Origin of the sequence: Streptomyces sp. CB02923, from assembly GCF_001905005.1 — a bacterium.
Classification (GTDB): domain Bacteria; phylum Actinomycetota; class Actinomycetes; order Streptomycetales; family Streptomycetaceae; genus Streptomyces.
The window spans coordinates 1161963-1183475 of record NZ_LWKZ01000001.1; the positions used below are offsets into that span (position 1 = coordinate 1161963).

General features: G+C 72.8%; 18 protein-coding genes. 8 read left to right on the plus strand and 10 right to left on the minus strand.

Annotated elements, in window-relative coordinates; genetic code table 11:
* Positions 1–96 precede the first annotated feature (96 nt).
* Entirely contained in the window at positions 97–993 is an 897-nt protein-coding gene (locus A6A06_RS04975; RefSeq protein WP_073759171.1) for an aminoglycoside phosphotransferase family protein, read from the plus strand.
* An 81-nt stretch (positions 994–1074) separates the two neighbouring features.
* On the opposite strand, the gene A6A06_RS04980 is transcribed toward A6A06_RS04975, so the two are convergent.
* Positions 1075–1884, minus strand: coding sequence for a class II aldolase/adducin family protein (locus A6A06_RS04980; protein WP_073759173.1), 810 nt, complete (start codon positions 1882–1884; stop codon positions 1075–1077).
* Between the two features lie 262 nt (positions 1885–2146).
* Here A6A06_RS04980 and A6A06_RS04985 point away from each other — a divergent pair, with 262 nt between their 5' ends.
* Entirely contained in the window at positions 2147–2944 is a 798-nt protein-coding gene (locus A6A06_RS04985) for a maleylpyruvate isomerase family mycothiol-dependent enzyme (RefSeq protein ID WP_073759175.1), read from the plus strand.
* A gap of 73 nt (positions 2945–3017) precedes the next feature.
* Here A6A06_RS04985 and A6A06_RS04990 read toward each other — a convergent pair whose 3' ends face one another.
* A complete protein-coding gene (locus tag A6A06_RS04990) occupies positions 3018–4046 on the minus strand; it encodes an aldo/keto reductase (RefSeq protein ID WP_073759177.1) in 1029 nt (342 codons plus the stop codon).
* Between the two features lie 125 nt (positions 4047–4171).
* Here A6A06_RS04990 and A6A06_RS04995 point away from each other — a divergent pair, with 125 nt between their 5' ends.
* Positions 4172–4804 (plus strand): TetR/AcrR family transcriptional regulator, encoded by a 633-nt coding sequence (locus A6A06_RS04995; protein ID WP_443333708.1) that lies wholly within the window; start codon positions 4172–4174, stop codon positions 4802–4804.
* A 112-nt stretch (positions 4805–4916) separates the two neighbouring features.
* On the opposite strand, the gene A6A06_RS05000 is transcribed toward A6A06_RS04995, so the two are convergent.
* From A6A06_RS05000 to guaA, 3 genes are all read right to left on the minus strand, one after another.
* Positions 4917–5519 carry a Uma2 family endonuclease gene (locus A6A06_RS05000; protein WP_073759179.1) on the minus strand — a complete coding sequence of 201 codons (603 nt, stop codon included), beginning with the start codon at positions 5517–5519 and terminating at the stop codon, positions 4917–4919.
* Positions 5516–6139 (minus strand): Uma2 family endonuclease, encoded by a 624-nt coding sequence (locus A6A06_RS05005; RefSeq protein ID WP_073759181.1) that lies wholly within the window; start codon positions 6137–6139, stop codon positions 5516–5518. The genes A6A06_RS05000 and A6A06_RS05005 overlap by 4 nt, the downstream gene beginning before the upstream one ends.
* A gap of 124 nt (positions 6140–6263) precedes the next feature.
* A complete protein-coding gene (gene guaA / locus A6A06_RS05010) occupies positions 6264–7850 on the minus strand; it encodes a glutamine-hydrolyzing GMP synthase (RefSeq protein WP_073759820.1) in 1587 nt (528 codons plus the stop codon).
* A gap of 273 nt (positions 7851–8123) precedes the next feature.
* Here guaA and A6A06_RS05015 point away from each other — a divergent pair, with 273 nt between their 5' ends.
* On the plus strand, positions 8124–8546 hold the full coding sequence (locus A6A06_RS05015) for a chorismate mutase (protein WP_073759183.1): 423 nt from the start codon (positions 8124–8126) through the stop codon (positions 8544–8546).
* A 776-nt stretch (positions 8547–9322) separates the two neighbouring features.
* Positions 9323–10348, plus strand: coding sequence for an LAETG motif-containing sortase-dependent surface protein (locus tag A6A06_RS05020; RefSeq protein WP_073759185.1), 1026 nt, complete (start codon positions 9323–9325; stop codon positions 10346–10348).
* Between the two features lie 93 nt (positions 10349–10441).
* On the opposite strand, the gene A6A06_RS05025 is transcribed toward A6A06_RS05020, so the two are convergent.
* The 3 genes from A6A06_RS05025 to A6A06_RS05035 all read right to left on the minus strand — a co-directional run bounded on the left by A6A06_RS05025 (position 10442) and on the right by A6A06_RS05035 (position 15909).
* Positions 10442–12295 (minus strand): GMC family oxidoreductase N-terminal domain-containing protein, encoded by a 1854-nt coding sequence (locus tag A6A06_RS05025; RefSeq protein WP_073759187.1) that lies wholly within the window; start codon positions 12293–12295, stop codon positions 10442–10444.
* Positions 12296–12337: 42 nt separating this feature from the next.
* Positions 12338–14002 carry a succinic semialdehyde dehydrogenase gene (locus A6A06_RS05030; RefSeq protein ID WP_073759189.1) on the minus strand — a complete coding sequence of 555 codons (1665 nt, stop codon included), beginning with the start codon at positions 14000–14002 and terminating at the stop codon, positions 12338–12340.
* Between the two features lie 266 nt (positions 14003–14268).
* Positions 14269–15909 (minus strand): serine/threonine-protein kinase, encoded by a 1641-nt coding sequence (locus A6A06_RS05035; RefSeq protein WP_073759191.1) that lies wholly within the window; start codon positions 15907–15909, stop codon positions 14269–14271.
* A 336-nt stretch (positions 15910–16245) separates the two neighbouring features.
* Between A6A06_RS05035 and A6A06_RS05040 the strand changes: the two genes are divergently transcribed.
* Complete coding sequence (locus tag A6A06_RS05040; RefSeq protein ID WP_073759193.1) at positions 16246–17403, plus strand: hypothetical protein; 1158 nt, start codon at positions 16246–16248, stop codon at positions 17401–17403.
* On the opposite strand, the gene A6A06_RS05045 is transcribed toward A6A06_RS05040, so the two are convergent.
* Positions 17345–18487: a M64 family metallopeptidase gene (locus A6A06_RS05045; RefSeq protein WP_073759195.1), complete on the minus strand. Its 1143-nt coding sequence runs from the start codon at positions 18485–18487 to the stop codon at positions 17345–17347. The two genes, A6A06_RS05040 and A6A06_RS05045, sit on opposite strands and share 59 nt — an antisense overlap.
* A 445-nt stretch (positions 18488–18932) precedes the next feature.
* Here A6A06_RS05045 and A6A06_RS05050 point away from each other — a divergent pair, with 445 nt between their 5' ends.
* Together A6A06_RS05050 and A6A06_RS05055 are read left to right on the plus strand one after the other, a co-directional pair.
* Entirely contained in the window at positions 18933–19586 is a 654-nt protein-coding gene (locus A6A06_RS05050) for a response regulator (protein ID WP_073759197.1), read from the plus strand.
* Positions 19583–20758 (plus strand): sensor histidine kinase, encoded by a 1176-nt coding sequence (locus A6A06_RS05055; RefSeq protein WP_073759198.1) that lies wholly within the window; start codon positions 19583–19585, stop codon positions 20756–20758. Before A6A06_RS05050 ends, A6A06_RS05055 begins: the two co-directional genes overlap by 4 nt.
* A 138-nt stretch (positions 20759–20896) precedes the next feature.
* Here the strand turns inward: A6A06_RS05055 and A6A06_RS05060 are convergent, their stop codons facing one another.
* Complete coding sequence (locus A6A06_RS05060; RefSeq protein WP_073759200.1) at positions 20897–21271, minus strand: STAS domain-containing protein; 375 nt, start codon at positions 21269–21271, stop codon at positions 20897–20899.
* Positions 21272–21513: the final 242 nt, after the last annotated feature.

Sequence of the window (21513 nt, forward strand, 5' to 3'; positions counted from 1 at the left end):
GGGCCCACAACGCCAGAACAACCCCCTGCCCCCACGCCCCACGAACAACACAGAGCAAGAGCCGCTCCGTCTGCCGTCTCGGTACTGTGGCTTCGCATGACCGACACTGAGTTCGAGATCACCGCAGATCTGGTCCGCGACCTGCTGCGGGAGCAGCATCCGGACCTTGCGGGGCTGGCCATCCGTGAGGTGGCGGGTGGCTGGGGCAATCAGATGTGGCGCCTCGGGGACGAGTTGGCCGTGCGTATGCAGCGTATGGATCCCACCCCGGAGCTCCAGCTCAAGGAGCGGCGGTGGCTGCCCGTGCTGGCTCCGCGCCTGCCGCTCCCGGTGCCGACCCCGGTGCGGTTCGGTGAACCGTCCGGGCCCTTTCCCAAGCACTGGACCGTCATGACGTGGGTTCCCGGCGAGCCGCTGGACCACGGCTCGATCAGCCGCGGCGCCCACGCGGCCGACACGCTGGCGGGGTTTCTCCGGGCGCTCCATGCGGAGGCGCCCGCCGAGGCGCCGGTCGCCACGGACCGCGGCGCCCATCCCAGGAACTGCACGGGCGGCTTCGAGGAGTTCTTCGAGGCCGTTGCCCCCGACGACGTCGCTGCCGACGTCCGGGCCGTCTGGGACGACGCCGTTGCGGCCCACGGGTGGGAGGGCCCGCCGGTGTGGGTGCACGGCGACCTGCATCCCGCGAACGTCGTCGTCTCGGACGGCACCATCTCGGGCATCGTCGACTTCGGTGACTTGTTCGCCGGTGACCCGGCATGGGACCTCGCCGCCGCATGGGTGCTGCTGCCCGCGGGCACGGCCGCACGGTTCTTCGACATGTACGGGCACGCCGACGAGTCGGCCATCCGGCGCGCCCGCGGGCTGGCCGCCATGAAGAGCCTCTTCCTGATGCTCATGGGACGGAATGGAGACCGGGGCCTTCCCGGCGGCAAGCCGCACTGGGGACCTGCGGGCCGGGCGGCGCTTGACCGTGTTCTGAAGGGCGTTTGATACGCGCTTCTTCAAGCCCCGGCCGAGCCCCGACCGAGCCCCGGCCGAGCGCCGGCCGAGCCCCGGCCGAGCCGGCGCGTCTCAGCCGAGCAGGTCCGGCTCGCTGCGTGTGATCTGTTGGTGGAGCGGCTGGTAGTTGATCCAGGCGACCAGGTCGTTGCCCAGTTGTTCCCGGGTGTGTACGGCGCTCTCGTGGTCGATCAGTACGGGTTTTCCCGCGGCGCGGGCGGTCAGCTGTACCTGGCAGGAACGCTCCATCGTGATGAACCACCAGGCTGCCGCGTCGACCGAGTCGCCCACCGTCAGCAGGCCGTGGTTGCGCAGGATGACGGCCTTGTGCGGGCCGAGCGCGACCGCGATGCGGCGCCCCTCCTCCTCGTCCACCACGACACCCGTGTAGTCGTCGAACAGTGTGTGGTCCTCGTAGAACGCGCACACGTCCTGGGTAATCGGGTCCAGGAGTTCGCCCAGGGTGGACAGGGCCCGGCCGTACACCGAGTGGCTGTGTGCGGCGGCGACGACGTCCGGGCGGGCCTGGTGGACCTGCGCGTGGATCGCGAACGCCGCCTGGTTGACGTGGTAGCGGCCCTCGACGACCTTTCCCTCGTGGTTGACCAGGATCAGGTCACCGACCGTGATGTGCTTGAACGACATGCCGAAGGGGTTCACCCAGAAGCAGTCGGTGAACTCCGGGTCCCGGGCGGTGATGTGGCCCGCCACCCCCTCCTCGAACCCGAACCGCCCGAAGAGCCGCAGCGCCGCCGCGAGACGTTCCTTGCGGTACCGGCGCTCCTCCTCGACGGTCGCGTGCTGCGGCGGCATGGCGAAGTGGAGCTGGTCGTTGGGTACAGGGGTGGGCTGCGTGGGCGCGGGCCCGGCGGCTTCCTCCATGGCGGCTTCCTCCTTGCGCGTAGGGCTCGGATCGGAAGCTACCTGCCGGTAGTGGGGGTGAACAGGGGTACGGCGGCATTACGTGCGGGAGCCGGGCGTAGGGCAGCAGGGAGTGGAGTACGGAGGCCGGGCGTACGGAAGCCGGGCATAGGGAAGCAGTTCGGGCGGCGGCAATTCGTGCGACGGAAGTTCGGGTGGCGGCTCTTCTGCCGGGCCCGGAAAATCGCTTCGGGAGCGGCGTACCGGCCGTTACGGTGCCCCCATGGCTGCCACTCCCGGTATTCCCCTGAGTTTCGACCGCTACTGCGCCGAGATCGTCGACCAGGCGGATCTGCTGCGGTCCACCGTCAAGGGCACGGACCCGGCGGCCCCGGTGCCGTCCTGCCCCGGCTGGGACCTCGGCCAGCTGATCCGGCACGTCAACGGCGCGCACCGCTGGGTCGCGACGATCGTGGGCACCCGGGCCGCGGAGCCCGTCTCCGACGAACTGGTCAACGAGATGCCGAAGCTGACCGGCGAGGATCCGGCCGCGCTGGACGCCCTGCTCGCCGAGGGTGCCACGCGGCTGTCGGAAACCCTGCGGGACGCCGGTCCCGACGTGGCGGTGTGGACCGTGGCGCCCGGCGGGACACCCGTCTTCTGGGCTCGCCGTATGACGCACGAAACGGCCCTCCACCGGGCCGACGCCGCACTGGCGGCCGGGCGGGAGTACGTCCTCGACGCGGACGTGGCCCGCGACGCCCTCGACGAGTGGATGGGATTCCACGCGGTCGAGGAGATCGCCGAGGACCAGCCCGGCGTGCCGTCCCTGCTCGGCCCCGGCCGTACCCTGCACTTCCACGCCACGGACGCGGACGCGGAGTGGTTCGTGGACCTCACCGGCAAGGCCCCCGTCTGGCGCGCCGCCCACGAGAAGGCCGCGGTCGCCGTCCGTGGCACCGTCACCGACCTGGTGCTCTTCCTCTACGGACGCCCCGCCGTCGCCGGGGGTGTGGAGACCCTCGGCGACCGGCAGTTGCTCGACGTGTGGCTGGAGCGGACGCGCTTCTGGCTCCAGTGAGGCGGGCGGACGGACGGAGTCAGGTCGCCGATGCGTCCGGCGGGAGGGGCGGCGCGCGGCCCCGCGGTCGCCGTCAGGCGGCGGAGCGGTCGTCCGGCCGGCGGCGGCGTAGTTCGGGCTGCTGGAGGGCGGGCGGCTGGTAGGCCGTGTCGAGCGTTCCGATGTCGGTGCCCGGGGGCACGATGGCGTCGATCCGGTCGAGGAGTTCGTCGGTCAGCGTCGTGCCCGTACCCGCGAGGAGGTCGTCGAGGTGCTCCATGGTGCGCGGGCCGATGATCGCGGAGGTAACGCCGGGGTGGGCGATGGCGAAGGCGGTCGCCAGGTGTGTCAGTGACATCCCCGCCTCTTCGGCGAGCGGGACGAGCTGTTCGACGACGTCGAGCCGGTGCTCGTCGGTCAGGTGCCGGAAGCCGAAGCCGGCGCGGTGGCTGTCGGCCTGCCGTCCCTTGCGGTAGCGGCCGGTGAGCAGGCCGCCCGCGAGGGGGCTCCAGACCAGGGCGCCCATGCCGTGGCGCTCGCAGACGGGCAGCACTTCGCGCTCGATGCCGCGGTTGAGGATCGAGTACGTCGGCTGCTCGGCGCGGAACCGCTCCAGGCCGCGCCGCTCGGCGGCCCACTGCGCCTCGACGATGTCCGAGGCGGGGAAGGCGGAGGAGCCGATGGCCCGGACCTTGCCCGCGCGGACCAGGTCGGTGAGGGCGGAGAGGGTTTCCTCCACGTCGGTGTCCGGCGCGGGCCGGTGGATCTGGAACAGGTCGACGTGGTCGGTCCCCAGGCGGCGCAGGGAGTCCTCCAGCGCGCGGACCAGCCAGCGCCGCGAGGCGCCCTGCCGGTTGGGGTCGTCGCCCATCGGCAGGCGCGCCTTGGTGGCGAGCACGATGTCGTCCCGGCGGCCCTTGAGGGCCTTGCCGACGATCTCCTCGGACTCGCCGCGCGAGTAGGCGTCGGCGGTGTCGACGAAGTTGATGCCCGCGTCCAGGGCCCGGTGGATGATCCGTACGCAGTCGTCGTGGTCGGGGTTGCCGATGGCGCCGAACATCATCGCGCCCAGGCAGTACGGGCTGACCTTGATGCCGGTCCTGCCGAGTGTGCGGTACCTCATGGCTCTCCTCTTGCAGCATGGTGTGATGGCGGGCGTCCGGCGCAGCGCGCTACCCTGACGCGAAAACGGAACGGCGTTCAGCCGAGACAATACGGAACAGTGTTCCGCTTAGCAAGAGGAGGAACGTGAGCGAGGGCACGCAGCGGAAGACCGGCAACGGCCCCGGCACCGGCGCCACGTCGGACGGGCAACCCGGCAAGCGCGTGCGCGCCGACGCGCAGCGCAGCACCGACGCCCTGCTCACCGCGGCCGCGGAAATCTTCGCCACCGCGGGAGTCGACGCCCCCGTACGCCAGATCACCGCCAGAGCAGGCGTGGGAGCCGGCACCCTCTACCGCCACTTCCCCCAGCGCGCGGACCTCATCGCCGCGGTCTTCCGCCACGAGGTCGACGCCTGCGCCGACGCCGCCCCCGCCCTCACGGCCGCGTGCGATCCGGTCGACGCCCTCGACCGGTGGCTCCAGCGCTTCGCGGGATTCATCGCCGCCAAGCGCGGCCTCAGCAGCGCCCTGCACTCAGGAGACCCGGCCTACGACAGCCTGCCCGGCTACTTCCAGCAGCGCTTCGTACCCGTCCTCGGCACACTCCTCGACACCGCGGCCGACGCCGGCCACATCCGCTCCGGCATGGACCCCGAAGAACTGCTGCGCGCCGTCGCCAACCTGACCATGCCGGCCGACGAGGACGACAACGGCCAGACGCGACGGATGGTCGGCCTCCTCGTCGACGGGCTGCGGTACGGGGCGCAGAGGCGCTGAGCGTCGGCCGATGCGGGCTCACGAGTGCGTGCAGGAGCGACCGAGCAGGCCACCCGGGCAGGCGTTACGGACACGCCGGGTCCTCGGGTGCCTCATCCCTCCGCGCCGACGCTCACAGGCGGTCGAGCGCGGTGAGGTCGATGGAAAGGGCGAAAGGCGCGTCGAGCTTCACCTCGTCGTGGAAGGTGCCGACGAGGCGGTAGGAGCGCGTCCGTGCGTCGAGCGCGTAAGCGTGCACCACCGGGGCATCGTCCACGCCCTCCCTCCCGACCCGCCAGAAGTACGGGACCCCAGCGTCGGCGTACTTGCGCGGCTTGGTGTCACGGTCCCGCGCGGCGGAGCGGGGAGAGACCACTTCGACGGCGAGCAGTACATCCCGCACCGGGAAATACAGCTGGTCCCCGCCCCGCACCGCCGCGGCCCGCACGATCGTGATGTCCGGCTCCGGAGCGTTGCGCTCGTCGATGACCACGGTCATCCGACTTTGCACCTTCAGATGGGGTGGCACGGTGCCGCGCAGCGACTGCACCAGCAGGTCGGTCATGATGCCGTGGAAGCGCTCGTGCGGCCCGTCGGACGACAGCCACCCGTCGAGCAGCTCCACATGCGCGGGAATGTCGGGCGGCGACAGGAGGTCGTGCACGGTGTAGCCGTCGGGCGGTGGTACCGGCGAGCCCTGGGAGCCCGGCGAGTGCCGTGGGGTCCCTGTCGTCATCGACGCCGGTTGATCGCGGTGAGGTCGACGTCGACGGCGAAGGGCTCGGCGGTCTTGAGGCGGTTGTGATGGATTCCCATGGGCACGTAGGCCCTGGTGGCGGGGTCGAGTTCGTAGACGTACACCACCGGAAAACCCTCGCTGCCCTCCTCCACGCGCCAGAAGTGCCGGATGCCGTGGGCGGCGTACTTGCGGGGCTTCGCGTCCCGGTCCCGCTCGACGGAGTCGCGCGAGACGACCTCCACCGCCAGGATGACGTCCTCCGGCCGCCTGAGGCAGGTCTGCCTCGGCCCGACGTCGGCGCCGAGTGGGACCACCAGCACGTCGGGCTCCAGGCGGTTGCGCTCGTCCAGTTTGGCGCTGAACTCACGCAGGACATCGAGGCCGTCCGGCGCCTGCTCCAGCAGGGTCCGCTCCAGGAGTCGCATGGCTCGCATGTGGAAGAGGGTTTGCGGCCTCGTGAAGACGAGGCTTCCGTCGATCAGCTCGGCGCGCCTGGGCAGATGGGGGAGCTGGTCAAGGGCGTCCGCGGTCCAGCCGCCGGGGGGAGGGACGGGGTAGGCGCATTGCGCGTACTGCTCGTGGTGCCGGTCCCGGTCGTCTTCGGGCGCGGCACTCATCGTGGTTGCTCCCATGCGACGGAGTCTCGCCTGTACGGCCACCCTACCCACCCACAACGCCGCAGCCGCCGCTCAAACTGATGAGCGACGGCTGCGGCGTTGACCTGGGGGAGCTACTGCGGGGTCACTCCCATTCGATGGTGCCCGGGGGCTTGCTGGTGACGTCGAGGACTACGCGGTTGACCTCGGAGACCTCGTTGGTGATGCGGGTGGAGATGCGGGCCAGGACGTCGTACGGCATACGGGTCCAGTCCGCGGTCATCGCGTCCTCGGAGGAGACCGGGCGCAGCACGATGGGGTGGCCGTAGGAGCGGCCGTCGCCCTGGACGCCGACGGAGCGGACGTCCGCGAGGAGGACCACCGGGCACTGCCAGATCTCGCGGTCCAGGCCGGCCGCGGTCAGTTCCTCGCGGGCGATGGCGTCGGCCTCGCGCAGGAGGTCGAGGCGCTCGCGGGTGACCTCGCCGACGATGCGGATGCCCAGGCCGGGGCCGGGGAAGGGCTGGCGCTGGACGATCTCGTCCGGCAGGCCCAGCTCGGCGCCGACCGCGCGGACCTCGTCCTTGAAGAGCTGGCGGAGCGGCTCGATGAGCTCGAACTCCAGGTCCTCGGGGAGGCCGCCGACGTTGTGGTGGGACTTGATGTTCGCGGTGCCGGTGCCGCCGCCGGACTCCACGATGTCCGGGTAGAGCGTGCCCTGGACCAGGAACTTCACGGGCTCACCGGCGGCGCCGGACTCGGCGACGATCTCCGCCTGGGCCTGCTCGAAGACCCGGATGAACTCGCGGCCGATGATCTTCCGCTTCTGCTCCGGGTCGGAGACGCCGGCCAGCGCGTCCAGGAAGCGCTCCGAGGCGTCGACGACCTTCAGCTGGACGCCGGTGGCGGCCACGAAGTCCTTCTCGACCTGCTCGGTCTCGCCCTTGCGCATCAGGCCGTGGTCGACGTACACGCAGGTGAGCTGGTCGCCGATGGCCTTCTGGACGAGGGCGGCGGCCACCGCGGAGTCGACACCGCCGGACAGGCCGCAGATCGCCCGCGCGCTGCCGACCTGCTCGCGGATGGCCGCGACCTGCTCGTCGACGACGTTGGTGGTGGTCCACACCGGCTCGATGCCCGCTCCCCGGTAGAGGAAGTGCTCCAGGACCTGCTGGCCGTGCGTGGAGTGCATCACCTCGGGGTGGTACTGCACGCCGTACAGCTTCTTCTCGTCGTTCTCGAAGGCGGCGACCGGGACCATGTCGGTGGACGCGGTGACGGTGAAGCCCTCGGGCGCGGCGGAGCAGGCGTCGCCGTGCGACATCCACACCGGCTGCTCGGCCGGGGTGCCCTCGAAGAGCGTCGAGGCGTTCTTCGAGACGTGCAGGTCCGTACGGCCGTACTCGCGGGCGCCGGTGTTGTCGACCGTGCCGCCGAGGGTGGTGGCCATGAGCTGGAAGCCGTAGCACATGCCGAAGACCGGGACGCCGGCCTCGAACAGGGCGCGGTCCAGGCTGGGCGCGTTCTCGGCGTAGACCGACGACGGGCCGCCGGAGAGGATGATCGCCTTGGGGTTCTTGGCGAGCATCTCGGCCACCGGCATGGTGGACGGGACGATCTCGCTGTAGACCCGGGCTTCGCGTACGCGGCGGGCGATGAGCTGGGCGTACTGCGCGCCGAAGTCGACTACCAGGACGACGTCGGGGGCGGCAGCAGGTGACGCTGATGGCACTTCGGCGGCCTTCCGGCGGTGGTGGTGCAAGGGGTTGGACTTTCGATTCTAACGGGCTCATACTGAGCGCCATGTACCAGCAGCTGACCTTCGTCTTTACCTATGGCACCGGCCCGTCCGGCTGCCATGGTCGTGCTGCTTGATCAACTGACGAGCGACTTCCCAGGCGCCCCGGGCCGACAAGGCCCGGGGCGCTCTGTGTTTGGCGGGAGTGGCGGGGCCGGAGCGGTACGGACGGCGGCTGCGGGGGTCAAAACCCCAGGAGCGACGGACATGAGCGGTATCCAGGCAGTGACGGACCCGGCGGGCATCACTGTGGCGCAGGCCACATCCCCCGGGCAGGCCACGCCTCCCGAGCAGGCCACGCCCGCCGGGCAGGCCACATCCTCCGCGAAGGCCACTCCCACCGCTAAAGCCGCAGTGCGGCCCGATACCGGCGCGCGCACCGAGGCGGCGGCGGGTGTGATCACGGACGCCCGCGCGCGGATCGACGATCTCGACGGCCGGATCATCGGCCTCGTACAGGAACGCATGGCCGTCTCGGCCGTGATCCAGCGCGAGCGCATCGGTTCGGGCGGGCGCCGGGTGAACCTGTCGCGCGAGATGGAGGTGCTGGAGCACTACCGGGGGCAGCTCGGCCGGCCCGGTACCGCGCTCGCGATGACGCTGCTGGAGCTGTGCCGCGGCCGGATCTGAGATCCGGCGGTGCGCCGCGCGCCGACTCACCCGTACGGCGCCGTGACCGGCGCCCGCCGGGCTTCGTTGTTCCGGGTGCCACGCCAGCCAGGTGCGGTTCGCAGGACTACGCGTAGACGCCGCCCGTGGGCGGATCCGCCGCAGCGATGAGACGCCGGCCGACTTGGAGCGGTCCGCGTCGTGGGACCTCGTTGCGGTGTCGTGACCGGTCAGCAGGGGACAGCAGCCCGGTCACATCCGATGGGGCGGTCGGTCCTGGGGACGCCTGGGGCCGACCGCATCCGGTCGAAACGGTTGCGCCCGGTGTGGCGCGTCCAGCACGATGCAGAAGAGCGGCACACCGTGCCCGAAGCGAGGCAGTGAATGCGGCACGCCGTGCCCTGAGCGCGCGGCCGCACCGTCGGCGGTCCGGACCGCCGCACGGCGAACGGACGCCGGAGCCACCGGCGCCGAAGCGGCGGACGCCGCACTCGCGGGGGTCCCACCCCCGGACAACTTGAGAGCCAGCGGCGCCATCCCCCCCCCCCCGGCGCCGCCCCCTCGGCGCCGACGCTGCCCTGACGCCGGCGCCGAAAGCCAAGGGCCCCGCGGCCGCCCGCACCCCCCTCGCGGGTGGCGTCCCGGGGCCCTTCGCTGTGGCCGGGCGAGCCGTGCAACCTTTTCCCCTCACGGCCGGTCAGTATCTGCAATCGCCCGGCCATCCCGCGCCCCACCGCGACGGCCTGTCCCGAACTGGTGCCGTGGTCACGGCACTTCGGCTCCGAGAGGTCTTCACGATGAAGCTCCGCCGCGCCCTGGCCGCCGTCACCACGACGGCCGCCCTGGTCCCCGCCGCCCTGCTGGCGGCACCCGCCGCGTACGCCACCGAGACACCCGCGCAGCCGCAGCCCCCGGCGGCCACCGCGACCGCCACCGCCACGCCCACCGCGACACCGACGCCCGGCGCCACCCCGCCCTCCGGCACCCCGACGCCGGGACAGACCAGCACGCCGACGGCCGGGGGCGGCACGAGAACCGCCGCTCCGGCCCCTCCCAAGGCGACGATCCCCGCCAAGGCCACCGGGACCGGCACGCCGCCCGCCACGCCCACCGCCACCCCGGAGTGCAAGGACTGGTCCAGCGAGCGGTCGGTCAAGGCCGAACTCCGCGGTCTGCCCGGCAAGCTCGTCGCCGGGTCCGGCTGGGTGGGCTTCACCTATCGCGCGACCAACACCTCCACCGGGCACATCCTGTCCGTGCAGGCGTTCGCGCAGGTCTTCGCGCTGGCCAACAAGACGTCCGACGACGTGTCCGGGCATCTGACACTCGAATGGTTCGACGCGGCGGCCGACCGGTGGAAACCGGTCGCGGGTCCCGAGGAGGGCGACGGCTACTTCGCCACGATCGGTGACGCCGACGGCCTGCGGCCCGGGGAGTACGCGGAGGCCAGGATGCGGCTGAAGGCCGACGCCCGGACGCCCGCCAGCTACGGCGGCGCGGTCAGCGTGGGCTGGTACCTGAACGCGGACCTCGCCTGCGGCTACTCGCAGGCCGCCGACTACCCGTTCGACATCCTGCCCGCCGGAAGCACCGTGCCGGGCCACGTACCGGACGCCCGGGAGCGGCCCGGCACGCGCCCCAACCACCCGGCCCCGCAGGGCGGAGCCAAGCAGCAGGCGCGGCTGCCGGTCACCGGGAAGCTGGCCGAGACCGGCTCGTCCTCCGGGCTGCCGACCCTCGCGCTGTCGGGTGCGGCGGCAGTCGCCCTCGGCGCGGGCGCGGTGTTCGCCGTACGCCGACGCAAGGGCACCGACGCGGGCTGAGGGCGTAGAGGACCTACGTAACGTGCGGGCCGCAGGTCAGTCCTCTGCCGGTGCCGATGCGGGTGCCGATGCCTGCTCCGGCACCCGCACCGGCTACGAAGCCTGCTCCGGTGTCTGCTCCGACGCCTGCGCCTTCGGCGGTACGGCCGGTACGGGCAGCAGCGGCAGCTGCAGCGCGGCGAACGCCTTCGCGGGGACGGCCGGGTGCCGCGGCGCCACCGCGGACAGCCGTCGGTAGGAGCGGCCCGGGGCGGGGCGGACGTCGTCCTCCCCCTTGTTCGGCCAGAAGGACATGGCGCGTTCGGCCTGCGCGGTGATGGTGAGCGACGGGTTGACGCCGAGGTTGGCGGAGACCGCCGAGCCGTCCACGACCGAGATGCCGGGGTGCCCGTGGAGGCGGTGGTACGGGTCGATCACGCCGTGGTCGGCGTCCTCGCCGATCGGGCAGCCGCCCAGGAAGTGCGCGGTCAGCGGGGTGCCCATCAGCTCGCCGACGTTGCTGCCCGCGAAGCCGTTGATCTCCTGGGCGAGCAGGGTGGCCGCCTCGGTGGCCTCGGGGATCTGCTGGGGGTTGGGCGCGCCATGGCCCTGGCGGGCGGTGAGCAGTCCTTTGCCGAGGCCGCCCGGTTTGCGGTAGGTGGTCAGGGAGTTGTCCAGGGACTGCATGACCAGGCCGATGATGGTCCGCTCCGACCAGCGGCGGTTGGACAGCGAGCGCATCAGCAGGAGCGGGTGGCGCACGCAGTTGGCCGCCCAGGCGAGGGCGCGGGGTGCGCGGGTGGCGATCGGGACCTGGAGGACGGACAGGCTGCCCATCGCGTTGGAGCCCTTGCCGTAGCGCACCGGCTCGATGTGCGTGCTGTCGTTCGGGTGGATGGAGGAGGTGATCGCGACGCCGCGCGTGAAGTCGGCCTTCGGTTCGCCGTGCGCCTTGCGGTAGCGGCGGTCGTCGGTCTGCGCGCCGACCAGGGCCTCGGAGTTGGTGCGGGTCAGCTCGCCCAGCCGGGCGGAGACGCGGGGCAGCAGGCCGCTGTCCTTCATCCGGTGCAGGAGCGTCTGGGTGCCGTACGTTCCGGCGGCGACGACCACCCGCCGGGCGGTGAAGGTGCGGCCCTTGCCCTTGCGTTTGTCGTCGGTGGGCAGCGTGCCGACGGCGTAGCCGCCGCGCGAGTCCTCGGTGACGGTGACGACGGACGTCATCGGGTGGATGACGGCACCGGCCCGCTCCGCGAGGTGGAGGTAGTTCTCGTTGAGGGTGTTCTTGGCGCCGTGGCGGCAGCCGGTCATGCACTCGCCGCATTCGGTGCAGGCCGTACGGGCGGGGCCGGCGCCGCCGAAGTACGGGTCGGGGATCTCGGTGCCGGGGGCGGTCTTCGCCGTGCCGTCGGTGTCCTTGCCGTCGCCGAAGAAGACGCCGACCGGCGCCATGTGGAAGGAGTCGCCGACCCCCATCTTCTCGGCGGCGGCCTTGAGGTGGACGTCGGAGGGGGTCATGGTCGGGTTGAGCCGTACGCCGAGCATGCGCTGTGCCTGGTCGTAGTACGGCTTCAGCTCGTCCTGCCAGTCGGTGATGTGTCCCCACTGCTGGTCGTCGAAGAACTGCTTCGGCGGTACGTAGAGGGTGTTGGCGTAGTTGAGTGAGCCGCCGCCGACCCCGGCGCCCGCGAGGACCATGACGTTGCCGAGCAGGTGCACGCGCTGGATGCCGTAGCAGCCGAGGGCGGGCGCCCACAGGTAGTTCTTCAGGTCCCAGGAGTTCTTGGGCAGGGTGGCGCGGGTGAAGCGGCGCCCGGCCTCCAGGACGCCGACGCGGTAGCCCTTCTCGGTCAGGCGGAGCGCGGAGACGGAGCCGCCGAAGCCCGAGCCGATGACGAGCACGTCGTAGTCGTACCCGGTCCCGTCCTCGGACGCGTCGCGCTGTTCTTGGGCAGGGTGGTCCTGGGGCACTGGCACTCCCTTGTTCTTCGGGCGGGCTCAGGGGCCCGTGTCTCAGCGGAGGCGGAACGCCTTCATCGCGCGCAGGCTGCGGTTCATGAACTCCGCGTACTTCTCGTCGTCCATGCCGAACGACGGGGCGAGCGGCAGGAGGCGCTGGTGGGCGACGGTCTGCGCCTCGGTGTACTTCAGGATGCCCTCGGAGCCGTGGCGGCGGCCGAGGCCGGAGTCGCCCATGCCGCCCATCGGGGACTGGACGCTGCCGTATCCGGCGGCGTACGCCTCGTTGACGTTGACGGTGCCGGTGCGCAGCCGGGCGGCGACGGCGCGGCCGCGGCGGCCGTCCTTGGTCCAGACGCTGGAGTTCAGGCCGTACGGCGTGGCGTTGGCGCGGGCCACCGCGTCGTCCTCGTCGCTGAAGCGGTAGACCGAGACGACCGGTCCGAAGGTCTCCTCCTCGCAGACGGCCATCGGGGGCTCGACGCCGTCGAGGATGGTCGGCTCGTAGAACAGCGGGCCGATGTCGGGGCGGGGGCGGCCGCCCGCGACCAGGGTGGCGCCCTTGGCGACGGCCTCGTCCACGTGCCGGGTGACGGTCTCCAGCTGCCGCTCGCCGACGAGGGAGCCCATGTCGGCGCCGTAGGCGAGGGCGTTGCCCAGGCGCATCGCCTTCGTGCGGGCGGCGAAGCGCTCCACGAAGGCGTCGGCTATGGACTCATGGACGTACAGCCGCTCGATGGAGATGCACAGCTGGCCCGCGGAGGAGAAGCAGCCGCGTACGGCGCCCGCCGCGGCCTTGTCCACGTCGGCGTCGTCCAGGACCAGCATGGCGTTCTTGCCGCCGAGTTCGAGGGAGACGCCGACCAGGCGGGCGGCGGCGCCCTGGGCGACCTCGCGGCCGGTGCGGGTGGAGCCGGTGAAGGAGACGTAGTCGGCGTGCTTGACGACTTCGGGGCCGACGACCGGTCCGTCGCCGAGGACGACCTGCCACACCTCCGGGGGCAGCCCGGCCTCGATGAGCTGTTCGCGGGCCCACAGGGCGGTCAGCGCGGTCTCGGTGTCGGGCTTCATGACGACGGCGTTGCCGGCGGCGAAGGCGGGCAGCGCGTCGCCGACGGACAGCTCGAAGGGGTAGTTCCAGGGCGCGATCTGGCCCACGACGCCGCGCGGCTGCCGCAGTTCGGTGACCTTGGTGAGGGTCGGTACGACACCGGTGTGGCTCCGGGGCCGCAGGTACGCGGGGGCCTTGCGGCCGTAGTGGCGGGCGGCGACGGCGACGGCCTGGATCTCCTCGTGGGCGTGCAGCCGGGCCTTGCCGGTCTCCAGCTGGATCAGGTCGAGCACCTCGGCCTGGCGGCGGAGCACCAGGTCGTGGAAGCGCAGCAGGACGGCGGCGCGCTGCCGTACGGGCACGTCGGCCCAGGCGCGCTGGGCGGTGCGGGCCCGGTCGAAGGCGGTGGCGACGTCGTCGGGGGTGGACTCGGGCAGGTCCGCCAGCTTCTCGCCGGTGAAGGGCGTGTGGTTGGCGGTCCGGCCGCTGCCGGTCACGCCGCGGGTCAGGCGGGTGACCAGGTGCGGGGTGACCACGTCGGCGGCGGTGCGGGTGCCGGCGGCGGCGCGGGCGACGGGGTTGCCGCCGGCGGGTGCGTTCCGGTCGGCGGCGGAGGTGGCGCCGACGGTTGCGGAGGGGCGGGTTCCGGTGTCCTGCGAGTCCGTCATGCGGGCGAGCGTATGACGCGCCGGACGCTTTGGGTACCCACCGGTAACGAGTTTTCACGCCGCGGGCACAATCGCGCCAGCATTCACTGGCTACAAGGCCGCTGCGCTGGGTCTTGGGGCTGCCCGGCGCCCCGTCCGACGCCGTACCGGAGACCGGGGGCGGGGCCGGTACCGCCCTCGGGCCCCCTGGATCTTCGGGAGCTTCACCGGGTTCGCGAACAGCTCGTCGCCGTCCGCCCGGGGAGCCCCCTGCACACAGAACGGGATCAGCCGCCTGGAGCGGGCTTCACCAGGTGAAATGTACGCAGAGCGACTGTGAAGTGTCGTTCCGCCCGGTCGCGTTCGGCGAGCGGCGCCGAGACCCACACGTCGTACGTCCTGCCGCCCTCCTCCCAGACGAGGTCGTAGGTGTGCCGGGCGCCGCCGTCCCCCGGCCCGCCGTCCCAGGTGAACTCCCACCGGGCGGCGGGCAGGCCGCGGTGCGTGGTGCGGGTGACCGTGCCGTCGCGGTAGCCGGGATAGCGGCCGGGGGCTTCCGCGTCGGCGCGGCGCAGCGTGTCCAGCGGACCGGCGGCGGCCCGGCCCCGGAGGTGGATGCCGATCCGGTGGCGTCGGTCCGCGGAGGTGTAGAAGACGCGCGGTTTCTCGTACGAGCGGGAGTAGGTGTCCGGGACGGCGAGGGCGAAGCCGAGGGGGTCGCGCGCCATGCGGTAGCCGGGCGGGGCGGTGCTGCCGGGCCCGGGGGCCGTGGTGGCCGTACCGGGGGCGGCCGAACGTTCCTGCGACGGCCGCGTCGGCGTGGCGCGGGACCCGCCGCCCTTGCCGTCCGCGTCGCCGTCCCCGAGCACCAGGGCCGCGATCCCCAGCCCCGCGGCCGCCAGCACGCACACGGTCAGGCCCGCGAGGAGCACGGTGCGCGCGCGTCCGGTGTGCGGGCGGGCCGCGGCGGCCAGCGCGCGGTCCGCCAGGGCGTCCGGTATCGGTACACCGTGGGTACGGCCCGGCTCGTGCCCCGGCCGTTCGGCGGCCGGGCGTTCGGGGGCCGCGGGCGGGTCCGGCGGCGTCTCGGGGGCGCGGCCCGACTGGAGATAGCCGCGCAGCAGGCGTTCGGTGCCGGGGACGTCCAGCCGCCGGTCCGGGTCGCGCTCCAGCAGGCCGCGGACGACGGCCAGGAGGGGGCGGGCAGGTTCGGGCAGCTCGATCTCGTCGTGCACGACCGCGCTCAGCACTCCGCCCAGCGTGTCGCGGCGGAACGGCGACTCCCCGCTGAGCGCCGCGCACAGCAGCACACCGACCGACCACAGGTCCGCCGCCGGCCCGGCACCGTGGCCGGACATCCGTTCGGGCGCGGTGTACTCGGGCGAGCCGACGAAGCCGCCGGCCTCGGTCAGCGTCGTACTGCCGGGCACCTGGGCGACCCCGAAGTCGGTGAGGACGACCCGGCCGGTGCCCTCCTCCAGCAGGACGTTGGCGGGCTTGATGTCGCGGTGCAGGACACCGCGTGCGTGGGCCACCCGCAACGCGCCGAGCAGGGCCAGGCCGATGCGCGCCACCTCGCGGGGCGCGAGCGGTCCGCCGCTGGTCAGCCGGTCGGCGAGGGAGGCGCCGTCGACCAGTTCCATGACGATCCAGGGGCGGGCGTCCTGTTCGACGACGTCGTGCAGGACGATCACGTTCGGGTGCTTGATCCGCGCGACGGTCCGGGCCTCGCGCATCGCCCGCGCGCGCTGCACGCCGGGGTCCGCGTCGGCCGGGCCGTCGTCCAGGTGCAGTTCCTTGACCGCGACCTGGCGGCGCAGCATCTCGTCGGTGGCGCGCCAGACCGTACCCATGCCGCCGCGGCCGAGCCGTTCGCCCAGGCGGTAGCGGCCGGCGATGAGCCGGCCCTCGCCCCGCAAGCTCCCCATGGGGTCATCTTGCCCCACCGGCCGGTCCACGGCGGGGGTTGTCGGGGAGACACGCGATGCGCGAGAGGCGCACGAGGTGGTTGTGCACGATTGCGGCGCGCGCCCGGGGGCAGGGAGTGGGAAACCCGGCCGGACGGTGTGCGGTGCGGCGCGGTGGCCTCGTGTGCGGCAATGCCTCACGACACACGCGGGGGAACCTCCGCCGCCTCTGCCGCCGTCCTTGAAACAGTGAGGCGGCAGCAGCACACGGCACGGGAACAGGGCAGTAATCAGTGGGCAGTCGGCAGCACACGGGGCGACACGGGTGAGCACGGCGCGGCGGATCGGGGGTCGGACATGGTGATGCAGGACGGCGGTGCGGTGGACGTCCGGCCCGGTCCCGACCCCGGCCGGGCGGCGGCCGGGGACGAGCGCGCGTACCGCACGGCGGGGGCCGCCCTCGCCCTCTACGGCTGCGCGCTGACCGCGTGGACGGTGTACGGGATCGTCCAGGGCGACGGCAGCCTCTGGGACTTCTTCGAGGGGCTCTTCAACCCGCGCGCCTCCTTCTTCATGTGGACGCTCGGGCCCGGCGAATGGGCCCTGGTCGTCGCGCTGCTGGCGGTCGCGGCCGGGGCGCTGGCCCTGCGGCGGGTGGCGCGTACGGGTGCGCTGCTGCTGGGCTGGGTGATGCTGGCCCAGTCCGCGCGCGAGGCCGTCGGCCTGTGCCACGCCGGATACCGGCAGCTGTACGCCGCGGAGCCGCTCGGCGGCTGGGTGCTGGCGACGCGGGTCCTGGGGCTGCTGGCGGCGCTGGTCGTGGTCGTGTCGCTGCTCCGGGCCGACGGGCGGGCGGGAGCGGCCGGGGCCGCGTCTTCCGTATCCTCCGCGTCCCCGTCCTCCCCGCCGCCGGTGTCCTCCGCGGACGGCGGGGGCCGCGGCGCCCGGCCCGGGGGAACGAAGCGGTCGTGTGCCGACGCCGACTCCTGGTGGCGGCGCCGGCTCTCCCGCATCTGCGGGGTGCTCTTCCTGGTCATGGGCGCGGCACGGCTCGCCTGGACGGCGTGGGGCATGGCCGAGGAACACCTCGACCTGGGCTCCTACCTGCGCAGAGCGGTGGACGGCTCCGTGAACGGAGGAGCCGTCCAGCTCTCCCAGTCCGGCGAGTTCACCACGCTCTCGTCGGTGGCCGTGCTGCTGGTGCTCGGTGTGCTCGCCGTCCGCAGCAACCGCGACGTGCGCGGCGCGCTCCTGGTGTTCGCCGCGGTCGAGCTGTACCTGACCGTGCGGACGGTGGTGCTGCTGACCGTCACCGGGTTCTTCGGCGGCCCGTTCGTCACGGGTGAGAGTGCCGTGTCGCTGGTGATGACGGCCTACGAACTGGCCGCCACGACCTCGGTGGTGGTCCTGGCGACCGGCCGCTCGTTCAGTGCCTACGGTGCGTACGAGTCACGGCTCAGCGGCCCGTATGGCGGTGGAAGCCATCGATCATGGCCTGACGGCCGGGCAGGTTGAACTCCCGGCCCAGCGTGCGCATGATCGAGTCGGCGGTGGGCCGGTTGAGGCCGCGCGGGAAGTAGCCGCCGCCCTCGAAGGCGCCCACCGTGCCGCCGTCCGGCGAGTTCTGGCCGAGGTAGCGGTACCACTTGGCCTTCTTGGCCTTCAGCTGTGCGGCGCTCAGCTTGGTGATGTTGGGCGCGGCCGGCTCCGGCCCGGTGTACGTGCCGTTGGTGTCGTACACGTACTCGTCGGCCAGTTTGCCGAGGGAGTGCCCGGTCTCGTGGACCGCCACCTGCGCGGAGTCGCGGTGGTCGGAGGAGGCGGTGGCGATGCCGTCGTAGCCGACGGGCGAGGTGATGTCGTTGTAGCCCGCGCCGCCGTACTTGGCGGAGTTACCGAGGACGATCACGAGGTCGGCGTCCGGGGCCTTGGAGGCGTACGACTCGACCTTGCCGGTGTCCACGCACAGCAGCCGCTCGATGTCGTCGCACCAGAAGCGGGCGTCCAGCGCGGTGTCCTTGACGACGCCCTTGGACGGGTCGCCGGAGACGCCGGACTGGTTGGAGACGGCGTCCACGGTCCAGACGTTGAACAGCGAGCGGTTCGAGGCGTACGGCTCGACGGCCGAGATCTGCGCCCACTTCGCCTTCGCGTCGTCGTGGAAGTCCTTCTGCTGGGCGAGCGTGTAGCCGTCCCCGATGACGACGACGTCGACCTTCTTCTCCGTGGGGCCGTTGCGGATGACCGAGGTCACGGTGCCGTCGGCGGCCAGTTCGGCGGCGGAGCGCGCGCGGTGGGCGCTCACCAGGCTCTTGGGAGTGGCGACCGGGACGGTGGTGTGCCGGGGGTGGCCCTGCGGGCCGGTGAAGTACTCGACGTGCTGGGTGCGGGCGGCCGCGGGCGGGGGCGCAGCGGCGGGGGAAGCGGCGGAAGCGGCGGGGGAAGCCGAGGCGGTGGCGGCCATGCCGCTCACGAGCGCGAGGCCGGCCGCCGCCGCGGCCAGGCGGACCCGCGTACGGCTGCGGGTGGCCGCCCGGGTCCGTATACGGGCCCGTATGGACGTGCCGGGCGGTGTGGGGGTACGCCGGGGTCTGTGCACGAAGAAGCCTCCGAAGCGATGCCGAGCCGTGCCCCGGGGGGGGCCGTGCTCCGAGGGGGGTGGTGGCCCGCGGAACGCCCGACGGACGGGCGTGCGGCGGATCGCGGACAACCTAGAGGCGGCAGTGGCGGGAGGCAACGGGCGGGGAGAAAGTTGTTCCGGAGGTGAGCGGAACCGGGCCGCCCGCCTGGCCGGATCCGGGCCCGCGGCACCGACGGCGACGGCCGCCGCGTGTGGGGGTCGCGGCGGCCGTCACTACTGTGAGCTGCACCGCGTGGTCGGCTTGTGGCCCCCTCGGTGGTGCAGCATGAAAGGCACTCTGCCCGCGGGCGCCACCTCACGGCATCCTCCGCAGGTCGTGCACCGACCCCCGCCGTCCGGCGGGGGTGACGGCCACACCACGCGGCGGGCAGGCCCGAGGACGCGATGCAGAGAGGGGCGGCCGGTGATCCGTGTCGCGGTGGTGGACGACGAGCGGCTGGTCAGATCGGGGCTGCGGATGATCCTGGGCACCGCCCCGGACATCGAGCTGGCCGCGGACTGCGGCGGCGGCGAGGCCGTGGACACCGTGTTGGACAGCGCGGCGGACGTCGTCCTGCTCGACATCCGGATGCCGGACGTGGACGGGCTGACCGTGCTGCGCCGGCTGCGCGCCGCCCCCGAACCGCCCGCCGTGGCCATGCTGACGACGTTCGACGCGCAGGAGTACCTGGCCGCGGCGCTGCGCGAGGGCGCGGCCGGTTTCCTGCTCAAGGACTCCGACCCCGAACAACTCGTACGGGCCGTACGGACCCTGGCCGAGGGCGGCAGCGTGCTGGACCCGGGCGTCACCCGGGCCGTGATCGGCGGCTTCCTCACCGCCGAGGACCAGGCCGCGGCGGTCCGTGCCGTACGGGCGCTGACGCCACGGGAGTCCGAGGTGCTGGCCCTGCTGGGCGAGGGCCTGGGCAACGCGCAGATCGCGGAGCGGATGGGGCTGGCACCGAGCACGGTCAAGGACCATGTGCGGGCGCTGCTGGGGAAGCTGGGCGGCCTCAACCGGGTCCAGGCGGCGATCCTCGCGGACCGTGCGGGCCTCGTCGCGGGCGGCCCCCGATGAGCGCGCGCGGCGGCCTCCCCGGCGGCATACGCCGGGCCGTGCCCCTCGTCGTGCCGTTGCTGCTGTCCATGGTGGACGCCTTCCTCGTCAACGGTCTGGACATGGGCCTGGAGTTGGGCGTCTCCCTGGTCGCCGCCGCCGCGCTGCTGCTGCGGCGGCGGCTGCCGCTCGCCGTCTTCCTGATCACCCTCCCCGGCCTGTACATCGGGTACATCTGGTTCGCGCCGATGATCGCCCTCTACACCCTCGCCGCGCTCCGGCCGGGCCGCGTGCGGCTCGGCGTCTGCGCCGCCCTGCTGATCGCCGCGCACTTCTTCCCCTACCCGGTCTCCGACCTGGACCCGGGCGCGTACCGCGAGAACATCCAGGTACTGATCGACGCGACGGTGACCTCCGCCGCCCCCATCGCCCTGGGCCTGCTGGTACGCACCCGCCGCGAACTCGCCGCCCGGGTCGACGACCTGACCCGCAGCCTGCGCCGCGAGGACCGGCTGATCGCGGACCGGGTGCTGGCCACCGAGCGGGCGCGGCTGGCCCGCGAGATGCACGACGTGGTCGCGCACCAGGTCAGCCTGATCAGCCTGCAGGCCGGGGCGGTGCAGGTGAGCACCGGGGAGGAGGCCGCGCGGGAGTCCGCCCGCACGATCCGCGAACTGTCCGTACGGACCCTGGAGGAGCTGCGGCACATGGTCGGCATCCTGCGGGCGGCCGGCGGCGGCACCGGCGCGCGGGAGCCGGCGCCGCAGCCGGACCTGGCCGAACTGCCGCGGCTGATCGAGATGAGCGCCCTGGACGTCGTCTACGAGCACGAGGTGCCGGACGGCGCGGGCGGGGCGAAGGCCGTGGAGCGGGCGGCCTTCCGGACGGTCCAGGAGGCGCTGACCAACGTACGCAAGCACGCGCCGGGCGCGCGGGTACGGGTGCGGGTCGCGGCGGTGGGGGCGGAGCGGGAGCCCGGAGGGGAGGAGCCGGTGGCGGCCCCGGGGCTGCGGGTGGAGGTGCGCAACGGGCCGCCGGACGCCGCAACGCCGGCTCCGGCGCTGCCGGGCGGCGGCCACGGCCTGGTCGGTCTGCGCGAGCGGGCCCAGATCCTGGGCGGGCTGCTGGAGGCCGGGCACACGGCGGACGGCGGATTTCTCGTACGGGCGGAATTTCCGCGCGACGCGGGATAATCGGAAACCGTGCGTAGTGAATTGATTACACAGGGCGATATCGGGTGAATGGGCGGCGCTGCGGACGGCGGCCTGCCCTGGCGACGGGGCCAGCGGAATTACGGGGCTGCGGCCCGTTCCGCGGCGGGGCCTGCGGAATTACGCGGAGAGCGGGGCGGCCGCTTCGTCGACGGCCGTACTCAGGTCCGGGTACACCTCGAAGAGGCGGCGGACGCCGAGCGCCGCGAGCACCCGGTTGACGTGCGAACCGTCCACCGCGCCCTGTGCGGGCAGGATGAGCCGCAGTCGTCCCTGGCAGGACCGCATGAGCCGGCGGGCGGCGATCAGTACGCCGACGCCGCTGGAATCGCAGAACCGGACCTCGGAGAGGTCGAGCACCACGCTGCGGCGGCCCTCCGCGACCGCGTCGTGCACGTGCTGGCGCACCGCCGGCGACGTGACCAGGTCCATTTCGCCGGAGACCTGCAATACGGCCCAGCGGCCCTGCTCGCCTTCTGCCACCTTCAACGACACGCGCTCGAAGCCTTTCGCTCGCTTGCGGACGGGACACCCCCGGAACCAACCGGAATGCGCCCTTCCCGCCTCGACTGCCCGGCCGTTCTCCCCTGAAACTCTTCAGAATTCTGTGCGCAACGGACCGTTCCTCTCCAAGGCTATGCCCACTCAGCGGCGAACTTTCCCCGGGAAGCGGTCACACCCGGATAACACATCGGCAGATACGGGCGCGAACGGTTCCGCTTCGATCCACCTCGAAC